Origin of the sequence: Paenibacillus donghaensis (assembly GCF_002192415.1) — a bacterium.
In the GTDB taxonomy this organism is placed as follows: Bacteria; Bacillota; Bacilli; order Paenibacillales; family Paenibacillaceae; genus Paenibacillus_AQ; species Paenibacillus_AQ donghaensis.
Genome location: NZ_CP021780.1, coordinates 2,097,508 through 2,123,611, shown reverse-complemented (window position 1 = coordinate 2,123,611; position 26,104 = coordinate 2,097,508). Strand labels below are relative to the sequence as shown.

Genomic DNA, 26,104 nt, shown 5'->3' with positions numbered 1-26,104 from the left:
TCAGCAGCTTTTTGCCGTAAATTGTACTCGTTCAATGGTTCATACCACTCAGATATACAGACAGCCTTACCGCCAGCATAGAACGAACAATAACTTTTCGACTCATACCTCTTCTCCCCCTTATACCTACTCTTGCCAGCAGATTACTTGCGGACCTTGATAGACGAAATCATTGCCGATGAAATCCCGGAAGCTCTGTTCTTTGTATGATCCGTCCTCTTGCTCAAACTTAGCCTTGGCGTCAAGGTTGATAGGCAAGACCGGAACAGCGTCCTTTGTTTCGTAATAGTCATTGCCTCCGATACGTTCCCAATGATCGTCAACCGCTTCCTCAGATGTTGCTGCTACAATAAATTCAGATTCTTCGCCTACTTGGAATACTTTGAACATAGTTTCCCTCTCCCTTTGGGGTGTACCATATCGAGGATGTGCTCGGTATGGTATCTGCCCCCTAAATTAGCGTAACAACCAAATTCCATATTTTCCGGGAATTTAACAACCAATCGGTTGTCTCAGCCCCCTTATAAGTTAAGTACAGCCAACCCTGCGGCCTCCGCTACGCTAAGTATTGCGGTCGGAACGATGCCCTTCGGCCAATTCCCTCCACGTTTTGCTTCGTCCAACATTTCACCTACATAAGCACATTCATATCCATCTGGATCGTTAAATAGAGAAGGGTGGGCATCCATAAATTCTTTAGCTTCATCGCACATGTGCCAATTTTGAAACTCTCCTTCATACTCGCCCCTGTAATTCCAGCAACTTGAACCAGATGGGATTGTACGTCCCGTTGCAGCGCATTTATGATCTTTCCGTGTCCTATTAATTCTCGTTAATTCGTTCCATTTGCCCATTGGTTATCTCCTTCCTCAACTTTACTGAGGTCTGAAATATCTAAAGTCAAGTGATAATCTAGGTCGTCAAACGAAACGCGCACCTTGGTTCCAATAATCTCCATAACGCCGCCTCGCCCGTACTCCGGATGATTAACTGTATCCCAAAGCTCTACCTCCTTGGGTGCTGGGGCTGCTGGAATTATGAGTGGCGTCCAGTGAGTATGATATCCCGGCCAATCTACATCCAGTGGGCTTCCGCAATATGGCGGCTCCTCAATTGGGAATGTCCACCACAGCACCGGACCAATATCTTCGTGCCATTCGTCGATTGATTTCGCTTCTGTCAGAGGTTTAAACAATTCATCTACAACCCAGGATGGACCAGAGGTTGCGGCTTTTAATGTCTTTTTTAACTCTTGGATTAGATCATTCATGAGTACCTCTTTCCTCACCGGTGGGTGCTGGGGTATCTGGGTAAAGGGTGGATAAAATATCATTCAGGACTGTATCAATTTCACTCATGTTTGCCTCGCTGCTGCACCATGTCCACTTTAGAGCGTTCTCTATTGCCTCTTTCAGCCGTTGTTCCCGGGCCTCTGCTGCCTCCGCACGGGCTTTCTCAGCTGTATAAGCCGTTAACGTGGCCTCGTAGGATTGTTTGTATATCTTGGCTTCTTGGAGCCAGTAGGGAAGAGCTGTACGGGCTTCAGCCAAAAGCTTTGCGTCATTCTCACGGATGTATACATAATCGCCGTGGGCGCTGATAGCGTGGCCCACGATACTGTCTGGACCTTTCATTTGAGTATGGTCATATGCTGTTCCAATCAAGGTTTCACTTACACCTTTGAATACTTTCCACGGACCACGCGTTGCAGCCTCGCACATCTCCATATCCTTTTGCCAGTCCCTCGGTGTTTGTGTCATTGAGCTTCCTCCCTTACCTCGAAATTTTCTGAACGATACAATACTCCGTCAATCAACAGCCATCCGGGCTTGTAACGGCTTGCCTGATACTCCTCGCCAATCACAAGATCATAATTGTTATGCCACTTCGCATAGCGGACTTTCATCGTGTATTCCTCCCTTGGTGGGAGAGGAGGGCTGATTACCCTCTCTGTCCCTGTATCTTCGTACTATTCATCAAGCTTGCAGTCGTTTAAGTGGTCAATCATGTTGTTGAGACGACTATTAACTCCACTTTTAAAAGATTCGATTATCTCATCATCATCTTTTCCTTCAAGTTCGATGGAAATTGCCGCTATCTCATAAGGGAATAACACATCCACCTGCATATTTTCGAGATCAATGCTTTCAATTTCAATATCACCTTTGCAAAGCTGATTCAATTTGCCTTCAAGACTCATTAATAATCCCTCCTTCATGGTTTGCGCCTTGCTTTCTTCTCATGGATTTAACCAGGAGTTGAATTTTTTTCGCTATTTCTTCTATTTCAGCAGCACTTTTTTCAATCTCGCTCAATCTGTTAGGCAAACGGTTCCCTGACTCAGTGCGTTGTATAGCGTAATAATCAATATTTTCTTTATGGTCATGGAGAGCATCCATTAATTCAAATAGTTGAGTATATTTACGATTAGCCATTTTTTCTCCTTCGCTATATGCGTCTTAAATAACGTTAAATTTTCGTACTGGACATTTATTTCGTTTATCTAAAAAGATAACCCCTGTCAGAAATAGAAGTCGGATGTATACCGTGTGTGCAAACGAACCTGAGACATACTCTAATCCTACAGTCAGCTTCTTCCAGTCCCAAAAAGTTTCAAATCGCAATACTCTCACCCTTTCTGTTACGCCGTATGCGTCAATCCTGCGGCGCTGAAGTTCCAGCATTACCCACGATAGTCCAGACACCATCTGGATAAACGTCCAGCCAGTCCCCGAGACCAATGATTGTATTTTGAACTGCTAGGCCACTTACACCCGCCTTGTTCTCCGCTTGGACAATCAGTGCCATCTCTCCGGTCTCTTCGTCCTTCAGCACATCATGCTCCTGTATAAGCTTGCCTGTTGTATCGTATCTTGGTTCGACTTTTCTACTCATCCTTTGCCCCTCCTTCATAATCAGTAAGGTCGACCTTCCCGTTTTCGTCATAGACATCGAATAGTTCTCCCGTGGACTGGAGTGTGGTTTCCCTCAGCTCCAGAATCCGCTTAAGCGTCTTGCAGGTGTATACCTTCATCCCTTGATAGCGTCCATCCAGCCCGGTGAAACTGCCACGGTAGAACCGGGAGAACTCGCGGGCCTTGTACACGATCCGGTCGTCGCTCATGAATGGTCTCTCTGGTATCACTGTTCCGTCAGTCTTGTGTATCGCCGGGAGTGTCTTAGCCTCCGGCTCCTTGCGTAAATAGAACATTGTTTCCCCTCCTAATTTAACTGCACCGTATGCGTCTACTCTGTCTTTGGGAGAGGAGGGATACTCCTACTCCCTTAAAATAGGTGCTGTTGTATGATTGCCGTCCGCCGTTGCGCTATCTCCACATACTGCGGGCCGATTTCTATGATGGTGCATTCCCGGTTGTTCTCCAGTGCAACCTTGCGGGTGGTTCCGCTGCCGCCGAAGGGATCCAGTACCGCCCCCCCTGTGGCGCACCAGCGAGAATGCATGGTTCAATCAACTTTTCTGGAAAAGTGGCAAAGTGGGCCTCTTTGAATTGCGCCGTGGCCATTGTCCATACCGAACGCTTATTACGGGATCCGGAATACTCAATGTCCTCTCGATCCTCGCGGTGCTGCTTTGGCTGACCTGGAACATCTCCTTCGTTCACCTTTCGCTTGAAACTGTACGCCCCGCCCAAAGCTTTCATTGGTCTCTCTGTTCTGGTGCCGCCGTTCGCGCGTTTGCTCCCGCTTTGAACCTCAATATTTTGCGATAATCTTGTAACGCTCGTTTCAGTCTGTTTCTCCTTGATCGCTTCGTGATCAAAATAGTATCGTTCTGATTTGGCGAGCAGGAAGAAGTATTCATGGGCCTTTGTTGGTCTATCCGTCACGCTCTCAGGCATGGGATTGGACTTACTCCAAATATTGTCCATCCGGAGATACCAGCCATCTGCTTGCAGCGCAAAGGCTACACGCCATGGAATGCCGATGAGGTCTTTGGTTTTCAAACCCTTCGGTGTACCTATTCTAGGAACGCTATTTTGTGCTTCTGGACGATTCGCTCCTACTCCCGGGTTAGATGATTGTTTCCTATCCGCTTTTGTTCCAGTTGCGTAACTATCCCCATAATTGAGCCAGAGCGTTCCATCCGGCCGCAGTAGCCGCCAAACCTGCCGGAACACCGCCACACTATGAGCGACAAACATTTCAGGTGTCGGTTCCAGCCCCAAGCATCCGGTCCATGCTGGCACAGTCACCGGCGGCAGCCCCGGCATCGGAGTATAGGTAACTTCCGGCCAGGCTGTCGGCGGAATGCCATAATCCCGCAGACCCCAGTATGGCGGGCTGGTGACGCATGTATTGAAGCTCTCGGCTGCCAGTGTCGGCATGATCAGCATGTTGTCCCCTTGCAGGATCATTCCGTCACTCCTTTTGGGATAGCGTGATATATGCCGCCTCTGCCCTCTCTCGGGGGGTGGCTGAAAGTAGTTTAATGATTTCATCCGGTGTCCATGGTGCAAAATCATCGGCATTAGGATTGGTTACCTTACTCAAGTTATGAAGATAATCTATTTGAGATTTGGCTATCGCTGCCTTTCCTGCCTCCAGAGAGGCAGCAGGGTCAGAGCAGTAATCAGGAGCGTCTGCCCAAGCGTGTGATTCTTCTGCCTGCCAATGCCCGTATGACGGCCCTTTTATGATTTGGTAGCAACTCGCAGACTTTCTTACGCTATACCCCATCAACTCCGCCAGCTTGCGGTTAAGCTCGCTGTCTGTTATCTGTACCTGTGTCATGATCCACCTCCAAAATGTCGATTTCCCAAAAAACAAGATCGCGGAGAATTTGGCGGCGCTGTACCTCTGTCATACGGTCAACGTTTGCGATCAACCACGCTGCTTGATCTGAGGTAGGCTCGTCGTGACCGAATGCGTGGCATCCAGAATTCCCTATCTTATCCACCCATGGGTAACACCCAAACTTGATGAAATTCGGAACCTTGTTGCTGTCACCATCATAAAAATTCACGTTATATTGCTTTACAAGCTTCACAGCTAGATTCTTGTGTTCTTGATAAGCGCACTCGTGGAAAACTCCATCCGGCGCAAGGAATCCCGACAGCCCGTTATACTGTGGCGCATGTGTCATGGCTGTGTCTCCTCGATCCAGTCTGTTACAGCCCTGTACACTTCGTCAGGCAAGTTATTTCCCATTTGAGCACTGACCATCTGCACCCGGGTACAATTCAATTTGGCTGCCAATCCTTCAAAATTCAGCCGTTCTATCTGTCTCTTCCGGTAAAATGCTTCTTTTTGTTCTGGAGTCAATTTCATGACTTGTCGCTCCCTTCTCGATACAGCCTGCCGCAATTGATACAGACTGTTGTATTTGTTACAAGATCATTGTTAACGGTCTGCACGTTAGGATTAGAGCAGCATGCCTCTTCCTTGTTTCCTTTAGCCATCGCATATTCAGGGCTGGGATTCTCTAATGCCCATCTATAAATTAGTTGCAGGGCTTCCGCCTGCCCCTTACCGCCGCCGGGATCACGCCACGACATCAACTCTGTTGCCATACTGACAATGGGAACCAAACTTCCCAGCCGTCTGTTCTCGGATTCTAGCCGGGCTATGGTCTGTTGTGCCTCAACCAGCTCACGGTGATATCCGCCAGCAACTTCATGTTCTACCGCACGCCATTTCTTTTCTTCTGCTAATTGTTGTTGTGCCTCTGCTAACTCCCTGCGGATATCCCCGTTTGTTTGGCACTGAACTAAATATTCCCGTCTAGCAAGCGCGGCGCACTCATTCGCCGTATTTAACTGTCGCTGGAGGTCTTGATTATTCATCAGCAACCTAGCATTATGGCCCTTTACAAATATCAGTTCGTTGTAATATTCAGATGATCTGGCGCATTGCTCATCATGAACAGCAAGTATCTTGCGTTTGTCTTTTTTAATGTCCTTGATCTGTTGTTGTGCCTCTTCTAGAGCAGCCAGTAACTCCCGTAATTCTTCGTTGGTAATTGCCGCCCCAGAGTGTTCATATCCGTCATGAGCATCACGTTTGATCTCTTCTACCCGTTCTGGTGTCATGCTCATATGACCTTGCCTCCGTGACGCTGCGGCCGAGTAGCATTGTAGGCCATCTTTTCCTGAATAGCCTGCTCCAGATCAATGCCGTACCGCCCGCAGGCGTCAAACACACGGATTACGATGTCGGCCAGTTCGGACGGGATGCCGCAGGGCTTTTGTGGATCGGGCGCCCAATCTAGCCGTTTAGAGAGATTGAGCACCTTGCCATTTGGAGCTTTGACCTCATACCAAGATTCTGTCGGCTGTTTGCCGGCCCGAAAGTCCTCAAACGCCTCCGAAGCCTCTGAATGGATCAGCGCAATGATCTCCCCGAAACTACGATCCTCGATCCACCAGCCCTTACTGACGGCGTTATCGTGGGCTTCCTGCACCAATTCATTAATAGATTTGCTCATACTGGTTATGCCTCCTCAGCCCCAATGGCCGTTTCTCTTCAAGATTTCAATTACTTCGCCCGCATAGAATTCGTCCTCGTTAATGACCAGATGAATAGGTGCCGTATCCTTCCCGCGTGCCATTCGATCCAGTGCGATTTGACTGAGTATGAGGTTTAGCAAATCCGCATATCCGGGAGCCAGCCGTGCAATATCCTCATTTTTTATCACTGTGAATTTATGGTCCATGCCTGTAATGTCAGCCATTTTATCGTCTCCTTTATAGGGTATAGGGGAGAGGGTGGTTAACCCTCGATCCCGTTAGGTCAATTAAGATACTAATGCACCTATCTCCCAGGCTAACTTCCGTACTTCCGGCCAGTAATGTGCGTCCGGTCCCTGCCCATTGCTATCCTTGCAAAACCATTCTGTAACCGTCCTTTTGCCATGAACCACGTATTCCCTGAGCGCCTTCACCCAGTAGCTTTCTGTCCCGGACATTGGTAGTTCGCGTCCATACAAGCTAAGTTTAATCGGATTCTCATGCACGGTATGGTTTCCCCATGCCTTGCTTTCGATTTCTACCAGGGACAAACGGCCATTGGATTTTAATTCAAATGCAAAGTGTCTTGAAGTCCAATCGAATTTATATAGCTTCGCCAGCATTTCATTAGCTTTCATTAAGCGACCTAATTTGCCTATGCCCTTGCATTCCTTGCTGATCTGGGATGTCGCGGTTTCGTTGAATTTAATGCGCGCTGCTGGTTTGTGATGACCAGACTTCTTAATTAGTTTTCGCTTCCGGTTTTCCTCACTGTCTAAATCGAAGAACTCAAAACTCGCAATATTTCTGTATTTATGTTCATGCAGTATGACCCACCACATGTTGTTGATATTGTGGTAAACCGTACCACGCTGCAGACACCCTTTATGATCTCTGAAATACTTAACTTCTCCGTTCTTGATTCTCTTGCCGCCCTTATCCTTGCTGTTATAACTTGGTACCTCGTACTCCGGTAATTCCTTTCCTTCCCTGTAATGGCAAGAGCTTTTAATATGGTCCATCACCTTATCGAAAGCCCTGGCTATAACGGGCTTGGATTGATCCATATACCCATCTGCCTTGCACGTTTCTTTGATGTGTTTCAATTCAGTAAGAAATGACAACCGAAGCAAGTATGGCATGAGCTTTAATTTTTCGAAGTCATAGTATCCGCCGCTTCTATTGACAGTGTTTATTTCTTGGAAAAATTCTATTTTAAATCCGATACGGTATTTTTCGGCCTTAAACTTCAGGTCGCCCTTCTGCCCCTCAAAATGATCTTTTGCCAAACAAGTGTAATCCCTTAAAATGCGTTGATCAGTCTGAATGAACCACCCTCGCAATTTCATCTTTTCAAACACATGCTCCATAACAGCCCATGAATGATCTGATTCATCTCTCAGATAAAAACTTGTTCCCTGAGAAGCGAGATTGTCCTCGAAATATTTATCATTTTCGCTCATATCGCTCGTTCTCTCCTTATAAGGGTTATGCCCTCAAAATAGTGGGTGGGTGTCTGTTCCCTCCCTGGGGCTATAACAGCCCTTAATATGTTGTTTAAGCGTTGTTATACGATGTTAAAAGACCACTACTTTGTTTTTTTCGGCCTTTTCCTCCACTCTTTTTCCCTCTTCTCCGCTATTTGGTCGATCATATCTGTTACATTTGCACGGATGTATTCGCGACAGTGATCTGCCTTTACACCACACGTAACAGCTTCACTTGAGATGAGAGCAAGCAGATGGTCGACTTCCTCTAATTTTCGATAAATCTGCAATTCATAAGATTCAAAGATAGGTATCATTTCACGTTTGTTTACAAGGTCTTGTATATAGGCTGTGTCTCTGACCTTAGCCATTTGACCAACTCCTAATCTTCAAAACGTTCGCCGTAACTATATACCAGCGCCGGTTCTACTGGTCTTCCTAAAGCATCTGCCATCATACTCGCGAACACTGCCATGTCTCTGTCTTCAAAAGATTGCAGCAAGCGTAATTCATTTGATTTGAGATTACGGCCAGCAGCGGCAGTCAGCAGATCGACAACCGGCTTGATTTGATTCTGCCGTTCTTGTTTCTCACGTTCTTTCTCCCGCTGAGCATTTTGTTTATGGTTGAATTCTTCCCAGTCTTTTTCGTCGAACCAGAAGTGATCCCCATATTTTTCGCGATATATTGAAATCCAATATTGAAGCAATTCATCAGTTATTTGGATTTTGTCATGGCAGGGCCAGCAGACCCTGAGCCCATTCGTTTTTACGCCCCGACCTTTCCGACCTCTAGGCCAGACATGGTGAGTTGTGTTTGATGCTGCAGTTTTACAACAAGGGCATGTTTCGCCTTGTTCGGCAATAAGTTCTGCCAACACATCTTTATCGAAGTCACACCGATCTTTTGAACTCTGTCCTGGTTTGTGGTGAGCAAGGATATCCTTCTTCCATTCTGGGACTTCCTTCTTAACCTTCGGTTTGTTGGAACGCAAACTGTTATATGTTTTCTTTTCTTTGACGGTTTTCGGGGGTTTCCAGTATGCTTGATGTTCTTCCATGCTCTTTTGCACCTCCTATGTATCAATTTTAATTCCCGAACAATCCGGTTCCGCTGCGGAAATCAGCAGATTCGATCCAAGTATCCAGCCTGTTCTAGCGTCGTATAATGCCGTTCGCGCTCAGCTGCGGTGAAATGAATCGGCAACACGGTATGTGCGGCGTAAAATGCAATTGCTTCTCTAATATCATTTGGTTGATCATCAAGTTCTGCGAGGTCAAGTTTTTTCTTGGTCATAATTTTGCTCCTTTTCTACCTAAGGAAAATTTTCCTCAAGGCGTTATATCCGTTATCGCATTTCGTATATTTTTCTGTAACTCAATAATATACGATATCGAATAAAGAGTCAATGTATCTTGCTAAAAAATATTCGCTATCGTATAATCGATGCGAGAGGTGATATCGTGAGCAATGTTAAGCCCAATCTGATGCCTTTATTGAAAGAACTAGGTCTTACTCAAATGCAGTTATCTGAGAAGTCCGGCGTACCTCAAGGATCAATCAGCAGATTTGATAAAAATACTCGACATGAGGCGAATCATCTTTTTTCGATTTCAGAAGCACTGGGAGTTCCAATTGAAAGATTGTTTGTGAAGGAGCAAGAGGGATAATCCTCTATGCTCCTTTTTTTGTTTATTTGAACAGTGTTGTGTTTCTCTTAAGATTTTCAATAAACTGCTTCTGCATCTCGGGGAACAATACCCATGGATGAAAATCTCCGTATAACTCATGTTCCGCCAGAGCCACTACTTTCGTTATCGCTTCTGGCCCTGTCTTTGCCCACACCAGAATCTTTCTATCTCCATATGACCATGAACAATGTTCGGGGAAATCATCGCAGAACCGAATCAGTTGAAAATCCCCTCCGTTTTCTTCAATGAACGTTTCTCTCAAGTCCCAAGCGTCATTCATATCTGTGGAAGGTGATCCCCACGTTTCGCCTTTAATTACCAGTCGATCCAGTTGTTCTCCGGGTTCCATCAATATAATTTCTTCAGCAGTCATTTACTCACTTTCTCCTTTCTATTAGGGATTGAATTTGGAGGCATGTTCGGTTTCGCGTGATGATCCCAGAATGTATCTTTGGGCATGTCACGATATTTCTGCAATTTTTCATCAGATAGATAATAGCGTTCGTATGTGCCATCTGGACCTTTGACCGTTTCAACTTCACCCGGACCTAATACTTTTGGCTCTTCCATAACTAGTCCTTGCTTCCAGGGAGAACCAAAATGTCATCGACTATTTCAAATTGCAGTTGATTAGGATCATACTCCATGACCCAGCGACCATTCTCTTTCAAAATATCCACCACCCTTTGAACATATGGTTCATCCGTGCTTATTACGAGATGAGCTTGTTCAGCTACCTTTCCATCGAGCTTCCGAAGTCTACCGATTTTCCAAAGAAACCTCGAAAGATCACTCTTTTCTCCTTCATCCAGATATTCCTCTATGTCAGCATTTTCTATAACAGTAAACTTCATTTCCTTTCCGGGGAGCTCAATCATTTTCAACTTCCTTTCGTTAAGTTTTTCAATGTATATACTTGGTTTAATTGTTTATTGAAGTCGTTCCAGTAATAGGATTAGAGTTAAATTTCTGTTCGATAAGGCTGTATAATGTACTTACTACCCTCACTCTCTTCCCCTCGAAATGTTACAGATGTCATTTTCCCAGAATACTCAATTGTGACAACGTCCGAATCTATTGCTTTGAGGAGATCAAAAATATATTTGGCATTTAATGATACTGTGAAGGGTTCTCCCTTCAGTGATAGAAGTTGAAGATCCCTCTTCGCTTTCCCCATTCCCTTGCCGTTACCGCGAATGGTCAATTCCGATTTTGAAACTATCAATCGAACCTGATTTTTCTTTTCTTCTTTTGCCAGCGTGTATATAAGATCTAAAGATTTAGAAAATTCCCTTTTATTTACCTCAATTGAAGATACAGTTTCTACTTTTGACAGCAGCCTTTCAATGTCGGGGAATTGCCCTTCGAGTACTCTTGAATAAAAGTTAAAGCGATCTGTCTTAATGAAGATTACAAATACCTCGCCTGATTGCAGCTTTGAAAACCCGAACTGGATCTCATCCTTGTCGTAGAGAATCTTTTCCAGTTCTGATAATCCTCTCGCCTCAACAATTGCATCTCCAAAATCATTGACTTCCATTTTCCGCCGCACTGAAGCAACTCTATTTCTGTCCGTAGCCAAGAATTTTATCTGGTTCTCAGACAGCGTTATGTTTACACCCGTTATTTCCGGCATCTTAGTTTCTGTTGCAACCGAAAATACTGATTTCTTAATGAATTCCTTCAAGTCCTTTCCTAACATCGTTGTTGTTTCACCCCAACTTACATCAGGAGGCTTAGGGAATTCTTCGGGATCAAAACCGGATATCTCAATTTCTTCATTCTTGTTAAGGATCGTTATTTCACAATCTTTACCGACATCAATTTCAATCTCACCTGTTAGCTTACTGATTAGCTCCAGTGCAATTTTCGGGAGGACTACTCCTCCTGATCGAATGACCTGCACATGCTCATCCGGGATATAAGACTGGATCATTGCTCTCTCGCTTGCTCCGGTAACATTTATCCCGTCATCAGTTGTCTGGATGAGAATACCAGACAATATCTCCATGACTGGCTTGGCCGAAACGGCCTTATCAGCGTCTGCTAGAGCCTCAGATAATAAGGCACTGTCCACAACTATCTTCATGAGCTTTAACCCTCCCTACGGCGATTTCTACCGCCTACATGTAGCACTTCAACAAATGGTTCTATCCGTTCTAAGATTCGTTCAACTTTCTTCACGTTTTGACGATGGTCTATTTCTTTTATATTTTTGACATTAAGTAGATGCTGCCGTAGCTCTTTCATAGTTAAATTGGATGTGTAGATTGTAACTAACCTCTCCATGCGGCGCTGGAGGATAGGTCCAAGTATTTCATCCCTTGTCCAAATGGTTAGGGCCTCCGCACCAATATCATCCAATATGAGCACAGTTACGTTCTGTAGCGCCTCTAGCTTTGAAAGGACTGTTTCCGTCTTTGAACTGATCGCGTCCTTTGCCTCGGCCATAAAGTCCGGCACGTAGACCATCGCAACGTCTACTCCCTGAGAGGCCAACTCTTGAGCAATCGCTCCGGCTATCTGACTTTTCCCAACTCCGAACTGACCATAAAGATATATCCCTCGCTTGCTCTTCCCGGCTTTAAAATTCTCGCAGAACTCCATGCATTTCATGATTGCTGCTACCCTGTGCGAGTCCGGTTCGATATCTTCAAAGGTCGCATTTACAATATGCTCAGGAATGAAATGGCTTTTGATCTTCTCCATCACCTTTTGTCGTTTCTCGTGAGATACAAGCAAGGGGCATTTCTGGAGTCTGTAAATCAAATCCTTATCGTCCTTCGGATTCTCCTCGACAATGCTACAATGGCCTTTGTGGTCGTTCTGACAGCCAGTTAATTCGGTGCATCCTCGGCAGTTATCAAAGCTAGTGATGTGTCGTGATATCGCTCCATAGTTCGTCGGGTGCGTCAGGTTAACTACTCGCTCAGGAAAATTTTCCTTGAGCCGTTTTACTTCCGGATGCTCCTCCAGTTTTTTTACCGCGGCAGCTTGGCGTTCGGCGAAGCCTTTGGGGATCAAACTCTTTAGTTCCTCGCCTAAATTCTTCACCTAAACCACAACTCCACGCTTAGCCTTTAGTTTCTCAAGCTTTTTTTGATATTCATCTTGGCTGAATTCAGGCTCAGGTGGACCTGATAGCTTCGATTGCGGTGCTTCTGGATCTTCCTTTTCCGTATCAACCTCGGCTGCTGCTTCTTGCTTGGAAAAAAGTCCGTATATAATTCCTTCGCAGTATTTCAAGCTCTTGATTTCATCGCGTTTGTTCTGTGGCTTATACTTATCAAACGCTTGGTTTATCCCATCGAGCGCAACGGAGATCGGCACACCGTCTGCAATCAGCTGGTCCAAAAGGATTTCATCCTTCACAGTAAGATCGATTCCTTTTGCGCGGCGCTTAAGATAAAGATCAGTGACTTGTCTGCGGTATTCCAAATCAGCAGCTTTCCGGTTGGAGTCGGTATCCCCGGCAGGAACGGCATCCTGGCTAATTGTTTGGAATTCGTTTTGATTTCCTTGATTCATTTCTGTGTCCTCCTTTAAACAACAACTATTGTCTTTTATATTGTTTTTAATAATGTCTTTAGGGATGCGTTTCGCCTTACAGCCGCAAGGGTTTGAGACACCTTTAACTTCTTGTTTTGAGAAGCCAGCACTTCTTGTTTTGAGAAGTATCAACTTCTTGTTTTGAGAAGTGTAGATAATCTTCCCTCTCGGCTTAACTATTTGAAACTTCTTATTTTGAGATGTTTTCGACCTACCTTCACTCAAATTTAAGGATAACAATTCTTTGAATCTCACTTCATCCCATCCACTTACTGGAGTGATTTGCCACTGCTCATAATCCTTGATTACAGAAAATACATTCCCATCACTCCAGGAAATTACCCTTGAAGAAACAAGCAACTTTAATTCCTTTTTGATGTTTTGCGGACTTATACCGCAAATTTCGAAGTCCTTTAGCTTGGGGATTGATGCCATTTTCTTTCGACATCCATAAGACATTCGAATGATTAACAAAATGATGTCTTTTTGGCGCTTTGAAAAATCGCGCCTAATGAGTTCGTTCCATATTTCATTGGCTAGCTTTACATAGCCATCTTCTGGCTGTGGGTTCGCCAATCACCTCACCTCTCCTGCCGAACATGTTGACCGCGTGAAAAGGCTGTGATACGATAAACTCGAAAATTTGATTTTGCCTTTTAAATGGCCGCGTCCCTCAACGTGGTCATTTTTACGTTGTGCTGACATACCGCTTTGCTCCTCAGAAAATCCTCAAGATCGGAAATCTCCTTATCTATCAAACCCATAGCAGCTTCTGTGAGTGATTTATTGGAACGGAAGTTCAGCAGTTCATTCAGCCTGCGCCTTGCCTCAATTCGCTGTAACAGACGCTCTAGACTCATATATAATCCTCCGGCTGAAAGTTTCTGACGAAGTCTATAGCATCATCAAAATCAATTCGGCGTATGTGACTGTATTTCGCGACACTGAAATGCTCCTTCAGCCTACTCCAGATCATTCGCCGATATTTTCCGACCATTTCCTTAAACTTCATATCAGAATCCTTAAAACGATGCTTTGTGAGTTCATTGGATCTCAATCTCACTGCCGTCTGCATCTGATCGCATTCGGCGTCAATAAGAGTGACGCTATCCCTTACTTCCTGGACCATCATTTTCATTTCTTCTTTGTCTTCAGCCATTTCTGTCTTCATAGCACCCATAGCTTCAAATAGCATCCTAACTGCCGCTCCTTGTTGTTCTGACCATTGCAATTGCTGACCTACTACTGCAAGAATTTGTCCTGTTTCCATTACTGAACCACCTTTCTGCCATTCGCGACTGGTCTTACTTGATCGATAAATGATTGAAGCATGTCCAGGCTTTCATTAAGTCTTTTCTTTTCGCTGTTGCTAGCGCTTGATATTGAACCAATCATTAAGGACGTGAGCGCTGCGGTTTCAAGAAATTTCTTGACGTAGATATTGAATTGAGTGGTATTGTAGTCAGCTTTGTATTGGAGACTTTTGAGCTTCAACTTTGCTTGCTGCTCATCGAAATCCTCAGGCTGCCGAAGTTTCAGTTCCTCTAATTCTTCTTGGATTCTTTTGTAGCCAGCGTTAAGGTCACGTACTTTCTGCGATTCTGCTTCAATCTCCTTTTTCCACTTTGCGTCACGCTCTTTAAGGGCCTTCTGAGTCTCTTTATCCTTCTGAGCTATAAATACATCATTTTCTTCTTGCTGGCGCTCTATGGCGGCCGCAACCGCCTCTTCCACTTGATCCGCAGGAACTGAGTCTTTAAATTGCTGGCGAAGCATCTCCTTTTCTCTTTCAGCAGCATCCGCACGTTCATTCGCTTCCATCGCCTCCCTTTCCGCTGACTCAAGGCGTTCTTTGGTTTTAACAAACGCTTTATGAGTGCTGATGAGTCCAGCATCCAGTTGTTCGATGATCTCCGGTGTAGCATTTTCGGCAATGTATTTTGCTTTATCATAATTACGGCCACTACCGAAACCGGCTTGCTCTGCAACAATATCTCTGACTTGACCTTTGTCGCCCTCAGGCAATTTTTCCTTTTCGGCTGCAGACATTCGTTCTTTGGCCTTGATTCGTTCTAACTCTTCGATCTTTTTCCCGTAAGCAATGCGCTCAGAAAAAGTAAAATCCCGGCGATGCTCATTCTCGCTGATCTCTAACTGTAAGTGGTGAGCATAATCACGAACCTCCATAATACTAACCTCTACCTGCTGCCTCCCAAGGTGCTGGTTCGCTCTCAGACGGCGTTCTCCGGCAATCAACTGATAATCCGAGGTGACGACAATGGGGTTGATCAAGCCATTCTCAGCGATGTCCTGGGCCAATTCTTCAATTCCGCTGAAGTCCTGCCGGATGCGGTCAGTTACTTTGATTTTGCTGATATCAATGAGCAATGAGATTCTCCTTTCATAAACTTGATAAGCAGTACGTTTCAGCGCGGTTCAACTTGACTTTGTTGGACCACATAGCCCGTTCGTGAAGTATCATCTTCAACTCCAGCGCTTTCGCCCGAGCAAGACCAGCTTCTCTTAAAACGATCTTGTCACCGGCAACTACTCCAGCAGCCACTACACGGGATAGTGCTTCATAAGCAATTTGTAAATCAGCTTTCAAAGCGTTCGCCTCCTCCATAAGTATTTTGTTCAATCAACATAGGTTAGAGTGGCTGATAGTTTCGATCTTCTTCTTCTTTAATCCATCGATCCAAACTGTTTAACCTAAAAACATATCTCGGTGACTTTGAACCATCCACTCCAATTGTCCTGAATGGTATCCGTTTCGTTTTACAAAGATTACGAAGTGTGTACTCTGACATATTGAGATGATCACATGCTTCAGTGAAAGTGAGTGACTTGTCTTTTTCCAATGACAATCTTTCCATGATCCTTTTCTCTACTGCAGCAACTTGAGTTATAATAATTTCAGTAATCGCCTGTTCAACCGCATTCATGATCATTACCTCCCTTAACTGTGGATACTTTAATTATCCATTTTAGTCAAAAAAAATCTTGACCGGATAATATAAATTACATATAATACGAAGTAGATAATTAAATTATCGCAATTGGACAGACTTATCCTGTTTAAAGTAATCCGAGAATAACTCTTCAGCTGGAACATCAAAGTATCTTGATAATCTAAACATTAAGTCTCTGCCAGGAGTAAATGTTCCATTCTCAATCATTCGAAGGTAAACGGCTGAAATTTCGTTATCTTCTGCTACTTTAACCTGAGTTCCTTTTGATTTACGGAGCCTACTAAACAGCTCCCTTTTTTTAGCCATACCATCTTGACCCCCTTTCGATATTTGAATTATAACGGATAACTAAATTATCCGTCAAGGGGTTTTGGATAATTTAAATTAAAGGATGGATTCTAAGTGGAGTTTAAAGAGAGATTAATTAGCCTAAGGGAATCTACGGGGTTAAGTCAATATGAGGTTGCTGAGAAATTAGGTATTAAACGACCTCGATATAACGCTTGGGAGCAAGGTATTTCTAAGCCTCGAACAGATATGGTTAATAAGATCGCTACTTTTTTCGATGTAAATCCGAACTATCTTTTAGGTTTTGATTCTGAAATTCCTGATTGGGCCACCCCTAAAGATACTCGGGATTTTAAAATAATGCTTGAAGAAGACGGTCCGGTAATGTTTGATGGAATTCCAATTAGCAACGAGAATAGAGAAAAAATCAAACGCGTTATGGAAGCGATGTTTTGGGATGCTAAAGAAAAAAATAAATCCACCTACGGGCGTAAGAAGAAAAATAATGATGAGTAGGGTTGCTCATGGACGATACAGTTTCAAATCTGGTAAAGAGATTTAAGACGAATGATCCTTTTGAAATTGCATTACGCCTAAATATTAGTGTTTGGTATGAGAACTTAGGCGATGGAACGCGCGGGTTATACTATCGAAAATTACGACGAAGATTCATAGTTATACATAACGGTCTTGATGAAGAATGGCAAAGATTCATCTGCGCTCATGAGTTAGGACATGATAGATTACACCCTGGTATCTCTCGATTTTGGTTAGATGAACATTCTTTATATAATGCAGGAAAGTATGAACGGCAAGCTAATAAGTTTGCCGTAAAACTTCTCACGGCATATGATGATCCTAAAAAAGATGAATCCATAAGAGAATACTTATCTCGTAATCAGATTCCCATGGAAATGGATCAATATTTTATTTAACCTTTAGTGCTTTCCAGCTGAAAGGCTGTTTATATATGCCTAAATACAGAACATACGATCTTATAGGAGGGAATTAAATGGCAAGTGGTAGCATCGAGAAGAGAGGTAAACGTAGTTGGCGACTTATTGTTGAAGTAGGCGACTCAGGAGAAAGAGATAAAGAATCAAGAACTATCAGAATAGATGATCCAGCACTTCTTAAAACTACAAAAAAGCTTCAAGATTATCTTGATGATCAACTTCACCAATTTAAAAGAGAAGTTGAATCCGGCACGTACATGAAACCTCAAAAGATGAGACTGGATGAATTTTACGAAAACGTATGGAAGCCAAAGTACGCTTCAAATCCTACAAATCTTTCTCCACTATCTTACAAGACATACCAGACATACTACAATTCACACATCAAAGAGCAATTAGGAGACAAGGAATTAGGGGCAATAAAAACTATCCATCTCGTGACTTTCGTTGCGGATCTCCATAAACCCGAAGCGCGTAAAGATGGTAAAGAAGGTTGTCTGGAGCCGGGGACTATTCAATATATCTATCGCGTATTAAAAAATATTCTCAAGCGAGCCACTGAATGGAAATTGATCAAGGAAAACCCGATAATAGGCGTGAAGAAGCCGGTAGTAGAACAATCTGAAGGAGAATTTTATGAGGAGGAAGAGGCCAACACTGTCATCTCCACTCTATATCAGGAACCTCGTAAGTGGCGCCTCTTCATCTTAGGAGCTCTAGTGGGAGGTTGTCGCCGAGGAGAGCTTGTAGGCCTAGAATGGAATAGTGTGGATTTGAAGAATCGAACAATGGATATAGTTAACAGCATCTCTTTGACTGAAGAAGGAAAAGCCGTTGAAAAAGGGCCGAAAAACAAAAGTTCAAAGCGAACTATTGCATTACCAGATTGGTATGTAGAGGAGTTGAAAATCCACCGAAAGGAATGGCTTAAAAACATGTGGGAAATGAAAGAAGCAGAACTTTGGAAAGGTGAGGATCGTGAATATGTTTTTCACGGTGGATATGGAAAACCGTTTTATCACTCTTACCCTTACCGTTGGTGGACCAGGTTTGTGAATCGGCATAAGTTGAAAAAGATCCGTTTCCACGATCTTCGCCACAGCTGCGCAACTTTACTTATCGAAGACGGCGCTCCCATGAAGGCTATCCAGAAACAACTCGGGCATGCAAGAGAGCAAACTACTTCCGATACCTATGCCCATGTAACTAAAAAGCTTAGTCGCGATACTGCGGATAGGTTTAATAAATTTGCCCCTGAAAATTCCCGTCCCCAATCCGTCCCCAAGTCGTAAAATCAATATTATTTCTTCATTTTAAATATCGCAATACAAAAAGAAAAAAGCCTTATATATCAAGGCTTTTCCGTGGTCTTACTGTATAGGACGGATGGGGTTCGAACCCATGACCCCTACCCTGTCAAGATAGTGCTCTCCCGCTGAGCTACCGTCCTGCAACGAAATTTATAATACCACAGGAAGATTGAAGAATGCAACTGTTTTTTTCTCGTCCACTCTCTCATTTTTGCTCGACTACTCTTTCCCTAACGCCCCAGCCAGACCTGACATCCCGCTGGGTGTTAGAGTTGGCCCCTCCTGCTCAACATCATATAAACGCCACGGTTGTTTCCAGATGGCCCAGCTGCTTTTTGAGATCCTCGTAGCCATTTTTGGACAACATACAGCCAATTTTACTGTCATCGAAGTATGCGGTTTTGAAAAAATTATTCATTCTGACCACCTTGCGCAGATTGATCGCGGCGGTTCGGTCGCCCTCGGAGAACTGATACCCGCTGCTGTTGAGGGCATTGCACCAGTAACTGAGCGGTCCTACAAGATAATAAGACTGACCGGCGGTGTAGACAATTACTCTGCGGATCGAGCTGCTATATTGCATATACAAAATATCCTCTATCGGCACGTCAACTGCGCCGGCGTAGCCATGAATATCATTGGTGACTGATAAGGTAATCATTTATTCGTTAGTCCTCATTTCAGCAGTTCTTCAGGTGCTTGCGGTTGATGGATGTACAGGACACTGGGAGCGGAGACGAATATTACGGCTACGAGAGAAAGACAGGTGGCTGCATGATATACGAAGCTGCGTCTGGCATGGTTAAGCAATCTACTCATTTTAAATCACCTCCCTTCGTGGAAAATGAATCAAGGTCAAGGCCTGGGCAAAGAAACTAACCGCTATAACCGGTGAAGCTACCACAAAATTGATGCCGATCAGCAAGGCGGCCATTATTTTCAGCACAGGATAATAAGCTCTGGGGATGCGGCTCTGCTGCTCGATCCGTGACGGTGCGTACTTGGACACCAGCAGCAAGCTGATGACATTAAGTATCTGTGTAAGCCCCATATCTGGACGAATCCACGACAAAAGGGTGAATGCAGCAGTGGTAAAGATAACGCAGCCGACCCCCGACTTGAGATGTTTGCCGCCGCTGATCTGCCGCAGGAGTGCAAAAGAGATCAGAATCGTAACCGCTTCTGCCGTACGCCCCGTAAACGCTGAGATGAGCAAGGTGCCTACTATAATCAATAATGCGTTATAGACGCCTTCCAGCGCATATTTCAATACCGCCTCACTGGCCGGATGATGGGGAACGATCCGTTTTATCGCTTGTGCTGTGCATGCCGACCATTTCTCAATCATGGCTCCGATCCTTTCTGACCGCATAATACAGCAAGTACATCGACGTCGCAGCGAAATATAGGATGTTTATGTATATCTTGTTGTAATATAATACAGACGAGATTGAAATCAGAAACAACAGGATCATTAAGATCACTGTGATGTCTTCAAATCTGAATCGCAGCCTGTCCATCTCAAAAGTGAACCCGTACCCGAGCCGGTAAAGCAGCCAGGAAAAAACAATAATCACGATCCCGCTCGATGTCTGCAATACATATCCGTGGCTAAGTGAAGCCTGCGCCGATTCAATAGATCCAAATAACAGCAGCGCCAGTCCCGTCTGGACAACCCCAAAGATAACAAAGCCCGAGATCGTGGCCAGCACAGACAATACCAGGGACATACGAACCAAACTGGAAAAATATAAAATAAAGCAGAGAATCGTCACCAGCGGCATCATATTTCCGAGAGAGAAATCATTCCTAAACACGTAGCTCTGGAGGTTGATCAGCAAGCTCAGAGCCATCGCCTGCCAGGCATGCTCCTGAAACCGGAAACGAAATAAACACATTATTAGAAAGTACAACGAGAACATCTCTATCCCTGAAAAGAACATAAACCCCACAGGTTCCCACGACAACAACAAACCACCCCGCCTGACTTCATTTTCAATCACAATTTAAATGGTATAATACATTAATTATATAACTGTCCGAGCCTGTGCGTATACAGCAGATTTATGGTGAATGGGAGCTTCCTAACGGACCGGGGGAGCCCCTATTTGCGCTTATAAACGACATTTATGCTATTTGCGGACTCAGGCGCTCTTAATTGCCTAATATAAAAAACCGGCCATCGGCCGGTTCTAATTATTGCTCTGCACGTTCCTTATACGATTCAAATGGCGCCACGATAACATACATAAGGGCAAGCTCTTTCTGGACGGTTTCAAACACTTCCTCAACGGAGGATTCCCACAGCAAGGTGTCTTGCTTGATGTAAGACAAAATCAAGTTAAAGCTATGCTCATATTGACCCAGATAAGGACTTCCACATTCTTCAAGCAAGCTGCGGTTCACCGCAGCCAGCCTCAGGTAATTATCTATAAGAACCTTCCGGAATTGCTGAGCCTCAGGACTTAGTTCAGACCATACAAACATTCCGCCTTCAACAACTTCGGACGAGTGCTCTACATATGTAAGTTGCGAGTAATCCTTAATGAGAATTCTGCTCTGTTCCTCGATGTATCGGTATTCATTCTTCAAGATTAAATTGGTGTTCATTTAACACTCCCTCCGGCTTAGCGCACAGAACATAAACCTCATGCAAAATACTACAAAAGTGTAAACTTTAAATGTAGTTAAAGTAAGCGCAATGTGTTTAATACTATATCATAAACTTAATTGGAACTGCTCCAAAGGAAATGAGGCTACTGTCTTGCTAAAGAGAGAAATCCAACAACTGTTATTAGAGAATGTTACCCACAGCATCCATCTGATCAGCGGAGAAACTTATATAGGAACATGCGAAATTAACGAGCAATCGGATTCTATCCAGATGATCACCGGACAAGAGAAGGTATCATTCCCCTATTGGGCCGTTAAACGGATCAAGCAACTCTAGGGTGCCCCTTATTGTATATATGCCCAAAGTCCAAAACCATACGTCTATTTACATTCCCAATAAAGCGAACATTTGTTTGTATTATACTTGAATCTTCAATTTGAATCAATGCAAAATTATCCAGATGCTGCTAACACCGCCCCATAACCTGGAAAAAGCACCGCTCTGGGTGCTTTTTTAGAATATAAACCAGGTTAAGTTTCACTTTAGTACTCTCTGGATTCCTGCATGTGAATATAATTGCTGCCTTGCGCTGTTAACGTGGAACCTTCGAGATGAGCCGTAACCTGTTTCTTAACCTTGCCTTTGGATTTCCCGCTCTGTGTGAAACTGATATGCGTAGCCAGCTTGTTCTCCATAATCTGCTCCAACGCACTATGGAAGCCTTCAAGCGTTACGCCCTCCAGATCAGCCAGTTTGGGCTCTTTGCCGCTCTCAATCACCTTAAGAATCTGATAGATCAACGATTTTGTTTCAGCCATTTCATTGTTCACCTCCGTCTCTATCCTCAATTCGACAACCGCTTTCATCTACCTCTTTTTGCCAAAAAATATCTTTGCCCACATACATTTATAGAACGTGAACTTAAGAATGTTACACACGAAGTGGCTAGAAAGCCCTATGCATCAGGTTTCTGGCCACTACACTATTCCATTCTTAAGTTCATCTTATATAGCGATTGATTTCTGATCACGTTTATTTTACAATGAACACATAAACGCGCGTTTATGAAAAGGGGGCAGCATGCGCAGCGAAGATATAGCAAGGTTGGCCGGGGTTTCCCGAAGTACGGTATCCCGTGTCATCAACAACTATTCCAACGTTCCTGAAGAGACCCGGATCAAGGTGCTGAAGGTGATTGAACAGTACCAATATGAGCCTAACAGCTTCGCAAGGGCTCTGGCCGGCAAGAAGACCGATACCATCGGGTTGTTTGCGATCAGCATGAATGAGAAGGAGAACACGACAAGGATCTATCAGAACAACTATTTCGCTCCTTTCGTCGATGCCGTTGTCGACACGTCGAATGAGCGCGGCTGTTATGTGCTGATTCATACCGTCTATTCTCCCGACGATTTCCTGAAAGTGAAGCAGGCCTTCCTGCAGAAGCGGATTGACGGCGGCATTATCGTCGGCACGCAGAAGGACATTGATATTGTCCGCGAGATGGTTGGCCTTGAATACCCTTTGGTGCTGATTGACTATGACATTACCGAGATTATGTCCGAGCATCTGGACCGCAATCATCTGGCTATTGTGAATTCGAAGGATTACGAAGGCGCCACCGAAGCCATGGAGTATCTGATCAGTCTTGGACATACAGACATTGGCATTATCTGTGGGCAAATGAATACCTATTCCGGCAGGGAACGTTATACAGCCTATGAAGATACGCTGAAGCGTCACAACCTTACAGTGAACGAACGTTTTGTACTGAAGGGTGATTTCCTGAAGGATACTGCCTATCAGGAGGTCAAGCAGCTGTTGTCCTCCGGCGGAACCTTACCGACAGCTATTTTCTCGGCGAATGACGACATGGCTATCTCCGCTATGGAAGCGTTATCCGAATTCGGGCTGACCGTGCCGGACGATATCTCGATCGCTGGCTTCGATGATATCCAGATGGCGTCGCGTATTCAGCCGAAGCTGACTTCCGTCCGTCTGCCCATCTACGAGATGTCCAAGGCTGCCGTAGAGAAGGTCATTGAGCTATGCGATTCACAGCAGCCAACGTTCAGCACCATCAGTTTTCCCGCTCGCCTGATGATCAGGGATTCCTGTCAGCAGCCGAAGCCGAATCACGTATAGTCACCGGCTCTGCCGAAGGGCTCCACCCTTTGGCACCCATGCTCTACGTAAAACCAGCATCATTTAGGTTTACACGTAACAAGCCGCTCTCCCCCAAGAGCACTTTTACGGCTGAATAAACGCGCGTTCACAATCGAAAGGAGATTATTCTCTTATGAAATTCGGAAATTTTGACGACACTCGCAAAGAGTATGTAATCAACACACCCAAAACGCCTTACCCATGGATCAACTACCTCGGCAATGAGCAATTTTTCGGCCTAATCTCTAATACAGCCGGAGGTTATACCTTCTACCGTGATGCCCGTATGAGAAGATTGACTCGTTACCGTTACAATAATATTCCGCTCGACGCTGGCGGACGTTACTACTATCTGTATGATGACGGCGATTTCTGGACACCGGGCTGGATGCCGGTGAAGCGGGAGCTTGACTTCTACGAGTGCCGCCACGGCCTTGGATACACCTCCATCACAGGCGAACGCAACGGAATCTCCGTAAACCAGCTCGCTTTTGTACCGATGGGCCACAATGCCGAAGTACACCGTCTGGTCGTGAAGAACACCGGAGCTGTTAAGAAAACAGTCAAACTGTTCTCCTTCGCCGAATTCTGTTTGTGGAATGCCCAGGACGATATGACCAACTTCCAACGCAATCTCAGCACCGGTGAGGTTGAAGTACAGGATTCAGTGATCTACCACAAAACGGAATATCGTGAACGCAGAAACCATTACGCCTTCTATTCCGTGAACAAGCCAATCGACGGTTTTGATACGGACCGCGAAGCTTTTGTCGGCATGTACAATGGCCTGGAAAGCCCGCAGGTTGTCGCTGCCGGTGAAGCTACCAACTCCGTAGCCAGCGGTTGGTCCCCTATCGGTTCCCATGCGCTGAACATTACTTTGGAGCCGGGCGAAGAGCAGAGCTTTATTTTCGTGCTGGGTTATATTGAGAATCCGGAAGACGAGAAATGGGAAGCACTCAATGTAATCAACAAGAAACCGGCCCTGGCTGTAGCTGCACAATTCGCTACCGACGCCCAGGTGGATGCCGCGATGGCAGAGCTTGCTGCCCACTGGGATAACCTGCTGTCCAAATACCAGATCAAGAGCGGCGATGAGAAGCTGGACCGCATGGTCAACATCTGGAACCCGTACCAATGTATGGTTACCTTCAACATGTCCCGTTCCGCCTCCTACTTCGAATCCGGTATTGGCCGCGGCATGGGCTTCCGGGATTCCAATCAGGACTTGCTCGGATTCGTGCATCAGATTCCTGAACGTGCGAGAGAACGTATTCTGGATATCGCCGCCACCCAGTTCGAAGACGGCAGCGCATACCACCAATACCAGCCGCTCACCAAAAAAGGCAACAACGAAGTCGGCACCGGCTTCAACGATGATCCGCTGTGGCTGATCTCCGGAACGGCTGCCTACATCAAGGAAACCGGCGACACTTCGATTCTGGATGAGCAGGTTCCTTTTGACAGCAATCCCGACAACACGGCTACCCTGTTCCAGCATCTGAAGGTGAGCTTCGAGCATGTTACCAACAATCTCGGACCTCACGGCCTGCCGCTGATCGGCCGCGCCGACTGGAACGACTGCCTGAACCTGAACTGCTTCTCAACAGAGCCGGGTGAATCCTTCCAGACTACGGCGAACATTGAAGGCCGTGTAGCTGAATCCGTCTTTATCGCCGGGCTGTTCGTGTTCGTAGGACCGGAATACGCTGAAATCTGCCGTATGCGCGGTCTCGATGACGTAGCTGCTGACGCTGAAGACAAGATCGAAACCATGCGCGGCATCACCCTGACTCATGGCTATGACGGCGACTGGTTTCTGCGTGCCTATGACCACTACGGTGACAAGATTGGCAGCAAGGAGAATGAGGAAGGCCAGATCTTCATCGAGCCGCAGGGCATGTGTGTAATGGCGGGAATCGGCGTAGAGAGCGGCGAAGCCGAGAAAGCCCTGTCTTCGGTCAAAGAACATCTGGATACCGACTACGGTATCGTGCTGCAGCAACCGCCTTACTCCAAGTATTACCTGAACCTGGGTGAAATCTCCACGTATCCTCCGGGCTACAAAGAGAATGCCGGTATTTTCTGCCACAATAATCCCTGGATCATGATTGCCGAAACCGTACTTGGCCATGGCGACAGAGCGTTCGAAATCTATGCCAAAATCGCTCCGGCCTACCTGGAGGACATCAGCGAGATTCACCGCACCGAGCCTTATGTCTACTCGCAGATGATCGCCGGCAAAGACGCTGTGCGTCACGGCGAAGCCAAGAACTCCTGGCTCACAGGTACCGCTGCATGGAACTATGTGGCGATTACACAGTCGATCCTGGGCATCCAGGCGGACTTTAACGGTCTGAAGCTGGACCCTTGTATCCCTGCTGAGTGGAACGGCTTCGAGATTACCCGCGTCTTCCGCGGCGACACTTATGTCATCCAGATCAACAATCCGAACCATGTCTCCAAGGGTGTAGCCAGCATCACACTCGACGGCGCAGCTGTAGAAGGCAATGTTATTGCCCCTGCAGGGGACGGCGGCGTGCATACTGTGGTGGTTGAGCTGGGCTAATCGCTGTTCGGGCTGCTATAGAAGAGCAGCTGGAT

The 26,104-nt window shown here is 45.3% G+C and carries 44 protein-coding genes, 1 tRNA gene and 1 pseudogene; 7 read left to right on the top strand and 39 right to left on the bottom strand.

Annotated features, from left to right (window positions below; translation table 11 throughout):
• Positions 1-126: 126 nt before the first annotated feature.
• From B9T62_RS08990 to B9T62_RS38880, 20 genes and pseudogenes are all read right to left on the bottom strand, one after another.
• A complete protein-coding gene (locus B9T62_RS08990; protein WP_087914943.1) occupies positions 127-390 on the bottom strand; it encodes a hypothetical protein in 264 nt (87 codons plus the stop codon).
• A 131-nt stretch (positions 391-521) separates the two neighbouring features.
• Complete coding sequence (locus tag B9T62_RS08985) at positions 522-854, bottom strand: hypothetical protein (protein ID WP_087914942.1); 333 nt, start codon at positions 852-854, stop codon at positions 522-524.
• Positions 833-1,270, bottom strand: a complete 438-nt coding sequence (locus B9T62_RS40190; RefSeq protein ID WP_211296433.1) for a hypothetical protein — start codon at positions 1,268-1,270, stop codon at positions 833-835. The genes B9T62_RS08985 and B9T62_RS40190 overlap by 22 nt, the downstream gene beginning before the upstream one ends.
• Complete coding sequence (locus tag B9T62_RS08975; RefSeq protein WP_087914941.1) at positions 1,263-1,760, bottom strand: hypothetical protein; 498 nt, start codon at positions 1,758-1,760, stop codon at positions 1,263-1,265. Before B9T62_RS08975 ends, B9T62_RS40190 begins: the two co-directional genes overlap by 8 nt.
• A complete protein-coding gene (locus tag B9T62_RS39920) occupies positions 1,757-1,906 on the bottom strand; it encodes a hypothetical protein (RefSeq protein WP_169834355.1) in 150 nt (49 codons plus the stop codon). Before B9T62_RS39920 ends, B9T62_RS08975 begins: the two co-directional genes overlap by 4 nt.
• Before the next feature lie 63 nt (positions 1,907-1,969).
• Positions 1,970-2,200: a hypothetical protein gene (locus B9T62_RS08970; protein WP_087914940.1), complete on the bottom strand. Its 231-nt coding sequence runs from the start codon at positions 2,198-2,200 to the stop codon at positions 1,970-1,972.
• Positions 2,190-2,435 carry a hypothetical protein gene (locus tag B9T62_RS08965; protein WP_087914939.1) on the bottom strand — a complete coding sequence of 82 codons (246 nt, stop codon included), beginning with the start codon at positions 2,433-2,435 and terminating at the stop codon, positions 2,190-2,192. The genes B9T62_RS08970 and B9T62_RS08965 overlap by 11 nt, the downstream gene beginning before the upstream one ends.
• Positions 2,436-2,655: 220 nt before the next feature.
• Positions 2,656-2,895 (bottom strand): hypothetical protein, encoded by a 240-nt coding sequence (locus B9T62_RS08960; RefSeq protein ID WP_087914938.1) that lies wholly within the window; start codon positions 2,893-2,895, stop codon positions 2,656-2,658.
• Positions 2,888-3,211, bottom strand: coding sequence for a hypothetical protein (locus tag B9T62_RS08955; protein ID WP_087914937.1), 324 nt, complete (start codon positions 3,209-3,211; stop codon positions 2,888-2,890). The genes B9T62_RS08960 and B9T62_RS08955 overlap by 8 nt, the downstream gene beginning before the upstream one ends.
• Positions 3,212-3,285: 74 nt before the next feature.
• A pseudogene (locus B9T62_RS08950) lies at positions 3,286-4,346 on the bottom strand (DNA-methyltransferase).
• Positions 4,347-4,380: 34 nt separating this feature from the next.
• Positions 4,381-4,752: a hypothetical protein gene (locus B9T62_RS08945; protein ID WP_087914936.1), complete on the bottom strand. Its 372-nt coding sequence runs from the start codon at positions 4,750-4,752 to the stop codon at positions 4,381-4,383.
• Complete coding sequence (locus tag B9T62_RS08940; RefSeq protein ID WP_087914935.1) at positions 4,718-5,104, bottom strand: hypothetical protein; 387 nt, start codon at positions 5,102-5,104, stop codon at positions 4,718-4,720. Before B9T62_RS08940 ends, B9T62_RS08945 begins: the two co-directional genes overlap by 35 nt.
• Positions 5,101-5,289 (bottom strand): hypothetical protein, encoded by a 189-nt coding sequence (locus tag B9T62_RS08935; protein WP_087914934.1) that lies wholly within the window; start codon positions 5,287-5,289, stop codon positions 5,101-5,103. Before B9T62_RS08935 ends, B9T62_RS08940 begins: the two co-directional genes overlap by 4 nt.
• Positions 5,286-6,056, bottom strand: coding sequence for a hypothetical protein (locus tag B9T62_RS08930; protein WP_087914933.1), 771 nt, complete (start codon positions 6,054-6,056; stop codon positions 5,286-5,288). The genes B9T62_RS08935 and B9T62_RS08930 overlap by 4 nt, the downstream gene beginning before the upstream one ends.
• Positions 6,053-6,445: a nucleoside triphosphate pyrophosphohydrolase family protein gene (locus tag B9T62_RS08925; protein WP_087914932.1), complete on the bottom strand. Its 393-nt coding sequence runs from the start codon at positions 6,443-6,445 to the stop codon at positions 6,053-6,055. Before B9T62_RS08925 ends, B9T62_RS08930 begins: the two co-directional genes overlap by 4 nt.
• A gap of 15 nt (positions 6,446-6,460) precedes the next feature.
• Positions 6,461-6,691 carry a hypothetical protein gene (locus B9T62_RS08920; protein WP_087914931.1) on the bottom strand — a complete coding sequence of 77 codons (231 nt, stop codon included), beginning with the start codon at positions 6,689-6,691 and terminating at the stop codon, positions 6,461-6,463.
• Between the two features lie 63 nt (positions 6,692-6,754).
• Positions 6,755-7,930, bottom strand: a complete 1,176-nt coding sequence (locus B9T62_RS08915; RefSeq protein WP_087914930.1) for a hypothetical protein — start codon at positions 7,928-7,930, stop codon at positions 6,755-6,757.
• A gap of 125 nt (positions 7,931-8,055) precedes the next feature.
• Entirely contained in the window at positions 8,056-8,325 is a 270-nt protein-coding gene (locus tag B9T62_RS08910) for a hypothetical protein (RefSeq protein WP_087914929.1), read from the bottom strand.
• An 11-nt stretch (positions 8,326-8,336) separates the two neighbouring features.
• A complete protein-coding gene (locus B9T62_RS08905) occupies positions 8,337-9,014 on the bottom strand; it encodes an HNH endonuclease (RefSeq protein ID WP_087914928.1) in 678 nt (225 codons plus the stop codon).
• Between the two features lie 62 nt (positions 9,015-9,076).
• Positions 9,077-9,250, bottom strand: a complete 174-nt coding sequence (locus B9T62_RS38880) for a hypothetical protein (RefSeq protein WP_157685527.1) — start codon at positions 9,248-9,250, stop codon at positions 9,077-9,079.
• A gap of 191 nt (positions 9,251-9,441) precedes the next feature.
• On the opposite strand from B9T62_RS38880, the gene B9T62_RS08900 reads away from it, so the two are divergent.
• A complete protein-coding gene (locus B9T62_RS08900) occupies positions 9,442-9,624 on the top strand; it encodes a helix-turn-helix domain-containing protein (RefSeq protein WP_087920197.1) in 183 nt (60 codons plus the stop codon).
• A gap of 22 nt (positions 9,625-9,646) precedes the next feature.
• On the opposite strand, the gene B9T62_RS08895 is transcribed toward B9T62_RS08900, so the two are convergent.
• From B9T62_RS08895 to B9T62_RS08840, 12 genes are all read right to left on the bottom strand, one after another.
• Positions 9,647-10,018 carry a hypothetical protein gene (locus tag B9T62_RS08895; protein WP_087914927.1) on the bottom strand — a complete coding sequence of 124 codons (372 nt, stop codon included), beginning with the start codon at positions 10,016-10,018 and terminating at the stop codon, positions 9,647-9,649.
• On the bottom strand, positions 10,015-10,215 hold the full coding sequence (locus B9T62_RS08890; protein ID WP_087914926.1) for a hypothetical protein: 201 nt from the start codon (positions 10,213-10,215) through the stop codon (positions 10,015-10,017). Before B9T62_RS08890 ends, B9T62_RS08895 begins: the two co-directional genes overlap by 4 nt.
• Before the next feature lie 2 nt (positions 10,216-10,217).
• Entirely contained in the window at positions 10,218-10,523 is a 306-nt protein-coding gene (locus tag B9T62_RS08885; RefSeq protein WP_087914925.1) for a hypothetical protein, read from the bottom strand.
• Positions 10,524-10,606: 83 nt separating this feature from the next.
• Positions 10,607-11,734, bottom strand: a complete 1,128-nt coding sequence (gene dnaN, locus B9T62_RS08880; protein ID WP_087914924.1) for a DNA polymerase III subunit beta — start codon at positions 11,732-11,734, stop codon at positions 10,607-10,609.
• A 5-nt stretch (positions 11,735-11,739) separates the two neighbouring features.
• Positions 11,740-12,699: an ATP-binding protein gene (locus B9T62_RS08875; RefSeq protein ID WP_087914923.1), complete on the bottom strand. Its 960-nt coding sequence runs from the start codon at positions 12,697-12,699 to the stop codon at positions 11,740-11,742.
• On the bottom strand, positions 12,700-13,770 hold the full coding sequence (locus B9T62_RS08870) for a replication protein (protein ID WP_087914922.1): 1,071 nt from the start codon (positions 13,768-13,770) through the stop codon (positions 12,700-12,702).
• 80 nt (positions 13,771-13,850) lie between these two features.
• Positions 13,851-14,054, bottom strand: a complete 204-nt coding sequence (locus tag B9T62_RS08865) for a hypothetical protein (protein WP_087914921.1) — start codon at positions 14,052-14,054, stop codon at positions 13,851-13,853.
• The gene (locus B9T62_RS08860) at positions 14,051-14,464 is read right to left on the bottom strand and encodes an ORF6C domain-containing protein (RefSeq protein ID WP_087914920.1); all 414 of its coding nucleotides are present in this window, start codon (positions 14,462-14,464) and stop codon (positions 14,051-14,053) included. The genes B9T62_RS08865 and B9T62_RS08860 overlap by 4 nt, the downstream gene beginning before the upstream one ends.
• Positions 14,464-15,582, bottom strand: coding sequence for a ParB N-terminal domain-containing protein (locus tag B9T62_RS08855; RefSeq protein ID WP_087914919.1), 1,119 nt, complete (start codon positions 15,580-15,582; stop codon positions 14,464-14,466). The genes B9T62_RS08860 and B9T62_RS08855 overlap by 1 nt, the downstream gene beginning before the upstream one ends.
• Positions 15,583-15,595: 13 nt before the next feature.
• A complete protein-coding gene (locus tag B9T62_RS08850) occupies positions 15,596-15,802 on the bottom strand; it encodes a hypothetical protein (RefSeq protein ID WP_087914918.1) in 207 nt (68 codons plus the stop codon).
• Between the two features lie 43 nt (positions 15,803-15,845).
• On the bottom strand, positions 15,846-16,139 hold the full coding sequence (locus B9T62_RS08845; RefSeq protein WP_087914917.1) for a helix-turn-helix domain-containing protein: 294 nt from the start codon (positions 16,137-16,139) through the stop codon (positions 15,846-15,848).
• Between the two features lie 105 nt (positions 16,140-16,244).
• Positions 16,245-16,472: a helix-turn-helix transcriptional regulator gene (locus tag B9T62_RS08840; RefSeq protein WP_087914916.1), complete on the bottom strand. Its 228-nt coding sequence runs from the start codon at positions 16,470-16,472 to the stop codon at positions 16,245-16,247.
• A 96-nt stretch (positions 16,473-16,568) separates the two neighbouring features.
• Here B9T62_RS08840 and B9T62_RS08835 point away from each other — a divergent pair, with 96 nt between their 5' ends.
• The 3 genes from B9T62_RS08835 (at position 16,569) to B9T62_RS08825 (ending at position 18,702) form a co-directional block, all read left to right on the top strand.
• On the top strand, positions 16,569-16,970 hold the full coding sequence (locus B9T62_RS08835) for a helix-turn-helix domain-containing protein (RefSeq protein WP_087914915.1): 402 nt from the start codon (positions 16,569-16,571) through the stop codon (positions 16,968-16,970).
• An 8-nt stretch (positions 16,971-16,978) separates the two neighbouring features.
• Positions 16,979-17,389: an ImmA/IrrE family metallo-endopeptidase gene (locus B9T62_RS08830; RefSeq protein ID WP_087914914.1), complete on the top strand. Its 411-nt coding sequence runs from the start codon at positions 16,979-16,981 to the stop codon at positions 17,387-17,389.
• A gap of 77 nt (positions 17,390-17,466) precedes the next feature.
• Positions 17,467-18,702 carry a site-specific integrase gene (locus B9T62_RS08825; RefSeq protein ID WP_087914913.1) on the top strand — a complete coding sequence of 412 codons (1,236 nt, stop codon included), beginning with the start codon at positions 17,467-17,469 and terminating at the stop codon, positions 18,700-18,702.
• An 86-nt stretch (positions 18,703-18,788) separates the two neighbouring features.
• Here the strand turns inward: B9T62_RS08825 and B9T62_RS08820 are convergent.
• The 6 genes from B9T62_RS08820 to B9T62_RS08795 form a co-directional block, all read right to left on the bottom strand.
• Positions 18,789-18,860 (bottom strand) — tRNA-Val (locus B9T62_RS08820).
• A gap of 152 nt (positions 18,861-19,012) precedes the next feature.
• Positions 19,013-19,381 carry a LytTR family transcriptional regulator DNA-binding domain-containing protein gene (locus B9T62_RS08815; protein ID WP_087914912.1) on the bottom strand — a complete coding sequence of 123 codons (369 nt, stop codon included), beginning with the start codon at positions 19,379-19,381 and terminating at the stop codon, positions 19,013-19,015.
• A gap of 14 nt (positions 19,382-19,395) precedes the next feature.
• Positions 19,396-19,539, bottom strand: a complete 144-nt coding sequence (locus B9T62_RS08810) for a cyclic lactone autoinducer peptide (RefSeq protein ID WP_087914911.1) — start codon at positions 19,537-19,539, stop codon at positions 19,396-19,398.
• A gap of 1 nt (position 19,540) precedes the next feature.
• Positions 19,541-20,068 (bottom strand): accessory gene regulator ArgB-like protein, encoded by a 528-nt coding sequence (locus tag B9T62_RS08805; RefSeq protein WP_087914910.1) that lies wholly within the window; start codon positions 20,066-20,068, stop codon positions 19,541-19,543.
• On the bottom strand, positions 20,061-20,573 hold the full coding sequence (locus B9T62_RS08800; RefSeq protein WP_087914909.1) for a hypothetical protein: 513 nt from the start codon (positions 20,571-20,573) through the stop codon (positions 20,061-20,063). The genes B9T62_RS08805 and B9T62_RS08800 overlap by 8 nt, the downstream gene beginning before the upstream one ends.
• Positions 20,574-20,916: 343 nt before the next feature.
• The gene (locus B9T62_RS08795; protein WP_087914908.1) at positions 20,917-21,330 is read right to left on the bottom strand and encodes a hypothetical protein; all 414 of its coding nucleotides are present in this window, start codon (positions 21,328-21,330) and stop codon (positions 20,917-20,919) included.
• Positions 21,331-21,484: 154 nt separating this feature from the next.
• Here B9T62_RS08795 and B9T62_RS08790 point away from each other — a divergent pair, with 154 nt between their 5' ends.
• Entirely contained in the window at positions 21,485-21,670 is a 186-nt protein-coding gene (locus B9T62_RS08790; protein ID WP_087914907.1) for a hypothetical protein, read from the top strand.
• A gap of 206 nt (positions 21,671-21,876) precedes the next feature.
• Here B9T62_RS08790 and B9T62_RS08785 read toward each other — a convergent pair whose 3' ends face one another.
• Positions 21,877-22,152: a hypothetical protein gene (locus B9T62_RS08785; protein ID WP_157685525.1), complete on the bottom strand. Its 276-nt coding sequence runs from the start codon at positions 22,150-22,152 to the stop codon at positions 21,877-21,879.
• A gap of 262 nt (positions 22,153-22,414) precedes the next feature.
• On the opposite strand from B9T62_RS08785, the gene B9T62_RS08780 reads away from it, so the two are divergent.
• Positions 22,415-23,479 (top strand): LacI family DNA-binding transcriptional regulator, encoded by a 1,065-nt coding sequence (locus tag B9T62_RS08780; protein ID WP_087914905.1) that lies wholly within the window; start codon positions 22,415-22,417, stop codon positions 23,477-23,479.
• A gap of 154 nt (positions 23,480-23,633) precedes the next feature.
• Positions 23,634-26,069 carry a glycoside hydrolase family 94 protein gene (locus B9T62_RS08775; RefSeq protein ID WP_087914904.1) on the top strand — a complete coding sequence of 812 codons (2,436 nt, stop codon included), beginning with the start codon at positions 23,634-23,636 and terminating at the stop codon, positions 26,067-26,069.
• The last annotated feature ends 35 nt before the right edge of the window (positions 26,070-26,104 follow it).